Source organism: Pseudoalteromonas sp. SIMBA_162, from assembly GCF_046535955.1.
GTDB classification, from domain to species: domain Bacteria; phylum Pseudomonadota; class Gammaproteobacteria; order Enterobacterales; family Alteromonadaceae; genus Pseudoalteromonas; species Pseudoalteromonas marina.
On the sequence record NZ_JAWJBQ010000763.1, the window covers coordinates 1 to 255 of the forward strand.

Consider the following 255-nt stretch of genomic DNA (forward strand, 5'->3'; position numbering starts at 1 on the left):
TATTGAAATTTCTTCACCTTTTTCAAGTTGTGAAATCGATTTAATAACTTTATGATCCTTGTAAGATACACTATAACCCCTCGTCATAATTGCTAACGGATTTAAGGCTTCTAATGTTCGGATAGCAGAGAGGTAGGAATCTTTTTTCTGATTAAGCACCGAACTAACAGATCTTGTTAACCTATTTGTCGTTTGTTCTAATTGCTTACTATAATATTGTATATCATTTTTAGGTGAATGGAGTTTAATCGCTGT

At 32.2% G+C, this 255-nt stretch carries 1 protein-coding gene; it reads right to left on the minus strand.

Annotation, left to right across the window (positions count from 1 at the left end; translation table 11 throughout):
* Window positions 1–255, minus strand: a 255-nt coding sequence (locus tag R0J88_RS21745; RefSeq protein ID WP_410901139.1) for an exodeoxyribonuclease VII large subunit, incomplete at both ends; no start/stop codon positions are given.